General features: G+C 74.5%; 6 protein-coding genes and 1 pseudogene. 3 read left to right on the forward strand and 4 right to left on the reverse strand.

Annotation, left to right across the window (positions count from 1 at the left end; translation table 11 throughout):
* Positions 1-125: 125 nt before the first annotated feature.
* The 4 genes from ACFXOZ_RS41585 to ACFXOZ_RS41600 form a co-directional block, all read right to left on the reverse strand.
* Positions 126-836 (reverse strand): hypothetical protein, encoded by a 711-nt coding sequence (locus ACFXOZ_RS41585; protein WP_380595254.1) that lies wholly within the window; start codon positions 834-836, stop codon positions 126-128.
* Positions 833-2,077 carry a 2-isopropylmalate synthase gene (locus tag ACFXOZ_RS41590; RefSeq protein WP_380595256.1) on the reverse strand — a complete coding sequence of 415 codons (1,245 nt, stop codon included), beginning with the start codon at positions 2,075-2,077 and terminating at the stop codon, positions 833-835. The genes ACFXOZ_RS41585 and ACFXOZ_RS41590 overlap by 4 nt, the downstream gene beginning before the upstream one ends.
* 131 nt (positions 2,078-2,208) lie before the next feature.
* The gene (locus ACFXOZ_RS41595; RefSeq protein ID WP_375891593.1) at positions 2,209-3,561 is read right to left on the reverse strand and encodes a hypothetical protein; all 1,353 of its coding nucleotides are present in this window, start codon (positions 3,559-3,561) and stop codon (positions 2,209-2,211) included.
* Positions 3,561-4,472, reverse strand: a complete 912-nt coding sequence (locus tag ACFXOZ_RS41600; RefSeq protein WP_375891592.1) for a hypothetical protein — start codon at positions 4,470-4,472, stop codon at positions 3,561-3,563. The genes ACFXOZ_RS41595 and ACFXOZ_RS41600 overlap by 1 nt, the downstream gene beginning before the upstream one ends.
* Positions 4,473-4,757: 285 nt before the next feature.
* Here ACFXOZ_RS41600 and ACFXOZ_RS41605 point away from each other — a divergent pair, with 285 nt between their 5' ends.
* The 3 genes and pseudogenes from ACFXOZ_RS41605 to ACFXOZ_RS41615 all read left to right on the forward strand — a co-directional run.
* Positions 4,758-4,982, forward strand: coding sequence for a hypothetical protein (locus tag ACFXOZ_RS41605; protein ID WP_375891590.1), 225 nt, complete (start codon positions 4,758-4,760; stop codon positions 4,980-4,982).
* A gap of 99 nt (positions 4,983-5,081) precedes the next feature.
* Positions 5,082-6,329 carry an RCC1 domain-containing protein gene (locus ACFXOZ_RS41610; protein ID WP_380595259.1) on the forward strand — a complete coding sequence of 416 codons (1,248 nt, stop codon included), beginning with the start codon at positions 5,082-5,084 and terminating at the stop codon, positions 6,327-6,329.
* Positions 6,330-6,359: 30 nt separating this feature from the next.
* Positions 6,360-6,707, forward strand: a pseudogene (locus tag ACFXOZ_RS41615) (hypothetical protein); the annotation flags it as partial.

The raw sequence follows: 6,707 nt of genomic DNA on the forward strand, positions 1-6,707 counted from the left end.
GCCCGCCCCCCCGCCGGGCCCCGGCTGCCGCCGGTGGGGTGGGGGCCCCCGGTGGCCTCCCCCGCCCCCGCGGGGCACCGGCCGCCCCCCCACCCGTACGCGACGGGTGGGCGGCCGAGTCGCGTTCACGGCAGGAAGGCCGTGCGGACGTGCGCCAGGTAGGCCTCGGGCCCGGGGTACGGCCGGTCCTGGGCCCCGGGCCGGTGCAGGTCGAGCCAGCCGTCCGGGTGCAGCCGCAGGGTCGTGGTGGCCGCCCGGCCGCCCGCAGGGCCGTCGTGATCGTCGAGGGAGAGCGGGCCGAGGACGGGCACGGCGGCCGGGAACATCGCGCGGGCCCCGGCCGCCGTCGCCGCGGGCGGGTGGCCGGTGCGGTTGGCGCTGCTCACGTACAGCACCGGGTGGTCCGCGAGCAGCGGGAGCAGGGGTTCCCAGCGGGCGCCGAACAGCAGGGTCCAGCCGTCCCGGGTGGCGGGGGCCAGCCAGTCGGGCCGCGCCGCGCCCGGGAGCAGTGGGAGCAGCGGGAGCAGCAGGGTCACCCGCTCCTCGGTGAGCAGCCGGCGGGCGGCGGCGGCCAGGGCGGGGGAGAGGTCGAGGGCGGCGCCGAGCCGCGCCAGGGTGCCCGGGTCGTGCGCCCAGAGGGCGACGGCCTGCTCGGCGGGGCGGCCCTTGGCGGTGTTGACGGCCCGTGGGTCGGTGCCGGCCACGACGTGGGTCAGCGGGGCCGGGTTGGGCAGCACCACCGCGGTGCCGCGCCGCAGGGCCGCCCGGGCGCCGTCGAGGTCGACCGTCCCGCCGGTCCCGCCGGTCCCGCCGGTCTCGACCGTGCCGGCGGTCATGCCGATGCCCCGGTCGGCGCGGAGCGGAGGCCGACCAGGTAGGCGGCGAAGGCCGCGTCCTCGACGACGGCCCGGCCGGTGCGGTAGGCTCGGGACTTCACCCAGGCCAGCGCGGCCCGGGCCTGCTGCTCGTCGAGCTCGTGGCCGAGCTGGTCGGCGACGGCCCGGACCACCCGGAGGCTGGCCAGCTGGGTGAGCACCACGCTCGGGGCGATCCCCAGTACGGCCTCGGGGTCGAAGGGCTGGAACAGCTGCGGGTGGACGAAGGGCGTGCCGGTGGAGATCGTGCCGACCCCGCTGCCGACGACGGGGGTGGTGACGCCCAGTGGGACGCCGGTCTCCCCGGAGACGGACCGGGCGAGCTGCGGCAGTGCGGTGAGGTCCGGGGCGGTCCACCAGGCGGGGGTGTCGTCGCCCAGCAGCCGCGCCGCCCGGGCCGGGTCGTGGGCGAGCAGGAACAGCAGCTGTTCGGTGGCTGCCATGCCGCTGCGTTCGGCGATCCCCAGCCAGGAGGCGGACACCACCCGGACGCCCGCCCGCAGTGCCTCCAGGGTGTTGGCCAGGCCGAGGCCGAGGTCGTTGTGCAGGTGGCAGCCCAGGACGACGTCGTCATCGGCCGCCGCCCGGACCCGGCCGAACAACTCGGCTGCTTCGTAGGGAAGTTGGATGCCGACGGTGTCGGCCAGCAGCACGGTGCCGGCCCCGGCGGCGGTCAGCGCGCCCGCGTGGTCGGCCAGCAGGCCGTGGTCGGCGCGGGAGGCGTCGGCGAGGCAGAGGTCGACGGCGACCCCGTCGTCCAGGGCGCGGGCCTCCTCGATCAGGGCGGCCGCCGACTCCAGGGCCTCCCGGGCCGGCCGGTGGGTCATCGTCCGGGCCATCGGCTCGGAGGCGGGGACGACCACCATGACCCGGGCGTGCGCGGTGCCCCGCACCGAGGCCACCGCCTGCCGGACGTCCGCCGCCCGGCCCCGGCACACGGCGGCGACGCTGACCGTGCCCTCGGCCTCCACGGCGACCCGCCGCACCGCCTCGTACTCCTCCTCGCACACCGCCGGGAAGCCGGCCGCGAACACCACGTGCCGGGGCCCGTCCGCGCCGAACATCCGGCCCTGCTCGCGGGCCAGCCGGACCCGGAACGCGGCCGACATCAGTGTCTTGGCCTGGGCGCCGTCGCGCGCCGGCTCCTCCCACAGCACCACCCGGCCCGCCCGCGCGGACTCCCGTATGACGTCCCGCTCCATCGCAACCCCCGAACCCGCCCGGCCCTCCGCCGACGGAGGGCGATCAGGTCAGGACTCTAGGCCGCGGGCGGCCGATCGGTCCGGAGTTCGTGGATCCGCTTGCCGAGGGGAGAGTTCGGGGGTAGAGGGAATCAGGAGAGGAGTGGGACCGACCTGGCCACCACCCCGGCGGGCGGCGCCTCGACGGCCAGCAGCCGCCGGTCCGGCCCGGCGCCGTTGTCCGGGGTGCCCGCTGTGGGCCGGGCGGAGCCGCAGCGCTGGAGTTCGACGTCGGTGAGCGGGCCGGTGCGCTGGAAGTACCGGTCCGGCAGGGAGGTGGCCGGGACGTCGAAGGTCGCGTCCAGCCGGTACTTGTTGCGGGCGTTGCTGAAACTGCCCGCCACCCGCTCCCGGGCCGGCTGCACCTCGATCCAACTCACCTCGCCCGGCTGGATGGTGGGGTTGAGCGCCTTGGTGCCGGTCCGGCTCCAGGTGAGCGGGTTGCCGGTGGAGACGGCCGCCGTGTTGCCGCCCGCGGCGCTGAACCCGGCGGCGGCCTGAGCGGCCAGGTTGGGCCGGCTCTGCGAGATGTCGGAGCGGCTGGGGGTCAGCGGGGTGCCCTTGAGCGCGTAGTACTGGGTGAGGTTGTCGTACGGCGGCTCGGTGACCTCGATCCTCCGGTCGTCGACGACGGCGTTGCGGCTGCAGTTGACGTAGACCTCGCCGACGATCCTGGTCTGGCCGTAGTACTGGTAGGAGGAGCCCTTGTCCACGGTGAACACGCAGTTGGTCGGCGAGCCCTCGCAGTCGTCCACCGCGATGCCCGGCTCCAGCGGTTCGTTGCCCTTGTAGGCCTTGGGGCCGGGCAGTTGCTCCTTGCGGACCTTCTGGTCGACCGGGGCGGGGGACTGCCGGGCGGTGACGTTGGTGATCAGCGGGCCGCAGGAGCGCGAGTCGCGCTGCTCGGCGGAGTCGAAGGAGACCATCGGGTTGTCCTCGGGCGCGTCGAAGCCGAAGGTCCGCCCGGTGGTCCAGTTGGCGGTGCCGACCGTGTCGGTGCCCTTGGTGGTGACCGTCGGGTCCGGCGGGTTCCCCGGGGCGATCAGCGAGACGTTGTACGTCTGGCCGTCCTTGAGCTGCGCGGAGGTGCAGCGCCGGTCCACGCCCGGGCTGTCGTCCCAGCTCAGCGTGACGTGCGAGCCCGCCTTCACGCCCCACAGCCGGGTGCGCAGGGCGAGCGCCGCGCCGTTCCAGTTGAGCGAGGCCGCCTGGTAGCCGGCGGGGTGCTGGGCGAGGGCCTTGCCGAAGACCACCGCGTTGTTCTCCGGCGACCAGTCGGCGTGCCCGGCGGCGGTGCCGTTGTCGGGCGCGACGGGCTGGGCGAAGGTGCCGTTGGCCACCGGGACGTCCACCGTGTCGGCGGCGTGCGCCGACGGGGCGGCGGCGAGGAGGAGGCCGGCGACGGCCAGTGGGGACCCGGCGCGGAGCAGGAGGCGGCGCCCCATCAGCAGACCCACCAGTCGCTCGGCGGGACCACGGCGTCGCCGGGTTTGACCCCGTCGGTCAGCGCGTTGGGCAGGGTGCACAGCTCGGAGGCGGCCTTGTTCGGGTCCTCGTCGCGGGGGACCTTGTTGAAGTCCTCCACCGCCTGGGTCTCCTTGGCGATGCCGTCGTTCTGCGCCTTGCCGTCCCCGGCGACGCTCGCCAGGCAGTCCTTGTTGCTGGGCGGGCACTTGGAGATCTGCTGCTTGTTGTCGGCGACGTCCTTGCAGGAGGGGCTGTCCTTCGCATCGCCTGCGCAGGGGTCGTTGGCCTTGGAGGGCTGCGGCGGACCGAGTGGCGGGGCGGTCTGGGTGGCCGCGACATTGGCGATCAGCGGGCCGCAACCGACGTTCTCGGTGCTGGTCGACGTGAAGGTGATCTTGGGGTCGTCCTCGGCGGTGGTGAAGGAGTACGTCCGGCCGAGGAACCAGTTGGCCTTTCCGTTGGGGTCGTTGGTGGTGAAGCTGCCCGGTGTGTTGGCATCGCCCGCCACCGTCACGGTGTACGGCCGTCTGGCGACACCCTGAGCCACGCACTTGTCCGGGTTGTCGTCCCAGCTCAGCGTGACCGTGGCGCCGGTGCGGACACCGCGCAGGCGGGTGCTGAGCGGGACGGCGGCGTTGCCCCGGGCGGTGAGGGCCGCCTGGTAGTTCCTGGGGTGCTCCGCCCGGGCGGCCGAGGCGAGACCGGTACCGCTCCAACCGTCCACGGTGGAGCCGAAGCTCTGGCCCGCGGGCACGGTGGGGGAGGAGAACGTCCCGTTCACCACCACGACGGGCTCGGTGTCCACCGCCCCCGCCGGAGTGGGGGTCGCCAGGGCGATGGTGCCACCGAGGGTGACGGCTAGAAGTCTGGCTCGTTGCGCTCGCAGCACGGTCTCTCCCACTGAATTCGGCGGACGTGTTGGGCAGTTGCGATCCATGGCGATCGATGATCACCGGGCCCCGGCGGTCCATGCTTCGGGTCCCGGTCACGGTCCGCAACAGCTGACGGTCCGATAGGGCGACGGCGAACGATCGGGCTGAGCCAACAAGGTGGAAACCCGTTCGATCCCGCACGACCCTTCCGATCATGGGGCAGGTATTCCGGGAATCCGATCTTCATTCCCGCCCTGGCCGCGCGGCCGTGCCGTCGCGCGGCCCGCACCGTGAGGGACGCCATGTCACCCCTGTCCGGAACGGCCCGAGCCCCGAAGGTCTGCGTTCTGCTGCTCGCCCTGCCCCTGCTGGGTGCGGCCCCCGCCGTCGCGGCCGCCCCGGCCGGGGTGCGCCCGGTGTCGCCCTGCGGCGCTGCCGCCCAGCCCCACCACCGGCCGCTGCCGCCGCCTCCGCCGGCCATCGGCGAGCCGGTCCGGCGCGCCGCCCCGGCGCGCCCCTGCCTCTGACGCGCTGACGCACCGCCAGTACGACCCCGAGCGGCGGCAGCCCCCTGCCGTCGCCCGGGCATCCCCATGCCCCCGTACCCGCCCGAACGTGAGGACGAGATGCACCCGCTGCACCGCAAGCTCCGCGCCCTGCCCGCGACCGCCGCCCCCGCCCTGGTGGCGAGCCTGGCCCTGCTGGGATCCGTCGCGCTGCCCACCTCCGCCGCCTCCGCGTACGACCTGCGGCTGCGCGCCTGGGGGCTGAACACCAGCGGACAGCTGGGCGACGGCACCAAGACCCAGCGGCTCACCCCGACCTCCGTGGTCGGGCTGTCCGGGGCCGAGCTCAACGCCGTCGCCGCCGGGGGCACCGGCGGCTCCACCGGCAGCGGCTTCGGCCTCGCCCTGCTCGCCAACGGCACCGTCGAGGGCTGGGGCAAGAACGACAAGGGCCAACTGGGCAACGGCGCCACCAGCACCACCGACGAGTGGGCGGTGCCCGGCCTGGTCGCCGGGCTGGGCGGCGTCGACGCGATCGCCGCGGGCGGCTCGCACGCCCTGGCGCTGCTCAAGGACGGCACGGTGAAGGCCTGGGGCCTCAACGACAAGGGCCAGCTCGGCGACGGCACCATCGTCAACGCCAACATCCCGGTGACCGTGGCCGGGTTGGAGGACGTCAAGGCGATCGCCGCCGGCGACACGTTCAGCATGGCCCTGCTCAGGGACGGCACGGTGAAGACCTGGGGCAACAACGACAAGGGGCAGCTGGGCATCATGCCCAAGCCGGCCAAGTCGACCGACGCCCCGCCCAAGCCCGCCCCCACCACCCGCAACACGGCCGTCCTGGTGCCCGAGTTGACCACCGTCAAGGGCATCACCGCGGGTGCCTCGCACGCCCTCGCGCTCCTCGCCGACGGCACCGTGATGTCCTGGGGCCTGAACGACAAGGGGCAGCTGGGCGACGACACGATCGTCGACAAGCCGTACCCCGTCCCGGTCCTGGAGCTCAAGAACGTCACCGCGCTCTCCGCGGGCGCCTCGCACACCATCGCCCTGCTCCAGGACCGCACCCTGCGCGGCTGGGGCCTGAACGACAAGGGCCAGGTCGGCGACGGCACCACCACCCAGCGCAACACCAGCGTGCCGATCCCCGGCGTGAGCGCCGTGGCCGGCATCGCCTCCGGCGCCGCCCACAACCTGGCGGTGCTCGGCGACGGCACCGTCCAGTCCTGGGGCCTGAACGACAAGGGCCAGCTGGGCGACGGCACCACCACCCAGCGCCTCACCCCGGTGCAGGTGCTGGCCAAGTCCGGCAGCGTCGCCATGGTCGCCGCCCCCTCCAACGGCAGTTTCAGCCTGGCGCGCTGACCTCCCACCCCTTCATCAGGAAGGCAGCACATGACGAACTCCCCTACCGCGCACCGGAACCGGCTGCGCCCGGCGCTCGCCGCAGCGGTGGCCGCGCTGACCGCACTCGGCCTGGCGGCAGTGCCGGCCGGCACCGCGCACGCCCAGGAGAAGCGACTCAAGGCCTGGGGCAACAACCGCTCCGGCCAGCTCGGTGACGGCACTTGGACGGACTTCCGCACCACCGCCACCACCGTGCTGGGGCTGACCAGCGCCGAGGTGGTGAGGATCGCCGCCGGTGGCGCCGGCCCGACCAACGGCCACGGCCTGGCGCTGCTGACCGACCGTACGGTCCAGTCCTGGGGCTCCAACAACTCCGGCCAGCTGGGCGACGGTTCG

Origin of the sequence: Kitasatospora sp. NPDC059160 (assembly GCF_042755465.1) — a bacterium.
Lineage (GTDB): Bacteria > Actinomycetota > Actinomycetes > Streptomycetales > Streptomycetaceae > Kitasatospora.

Excerpts from the sequence above, each read along its gene's own strand:
- ACFXOZ_RS41585 (WP_380595254.1), bottom strand. The coding sequence starts at position 836 with ATGACCGCCGGCACGGTCGAGACCGGCGGGACCGGCGGGACCGGCGGG.
- ACFXOZ_RS41590 (WP_380595256.1), bottom strand. The coding sequence starts at position 2,077 with ATGGAGCGGGACGTCATACGGGAGTCCGCGCGGGCGGGCCGGGTGGTG.
- ACFXOZ_RS41595 (WP_375891593.1), bottom strand. The coding sequence starts at position 3,561 with ATGGGGCGCCGCCTCCTGCTCCGCGCCGGGTCCCCACTGGCCGTCGCC.
- ACFXOZ_RS41605 (WP_375891590.1), top strand. The coding sequence starts at position 4,758 with ATGTCACCCCTGTCCGGAACGGCCCGAGCCCCGAAGGTCTGCGTTCTG.
- ACFXOZ_RS41610 (WP_380595259.1), top strand. The coding sequence starts at position 5,082 with ATGCACCCGCTGCACCGCAAGCTCCGCGCCCTGCCCGCGACCGCCGCC.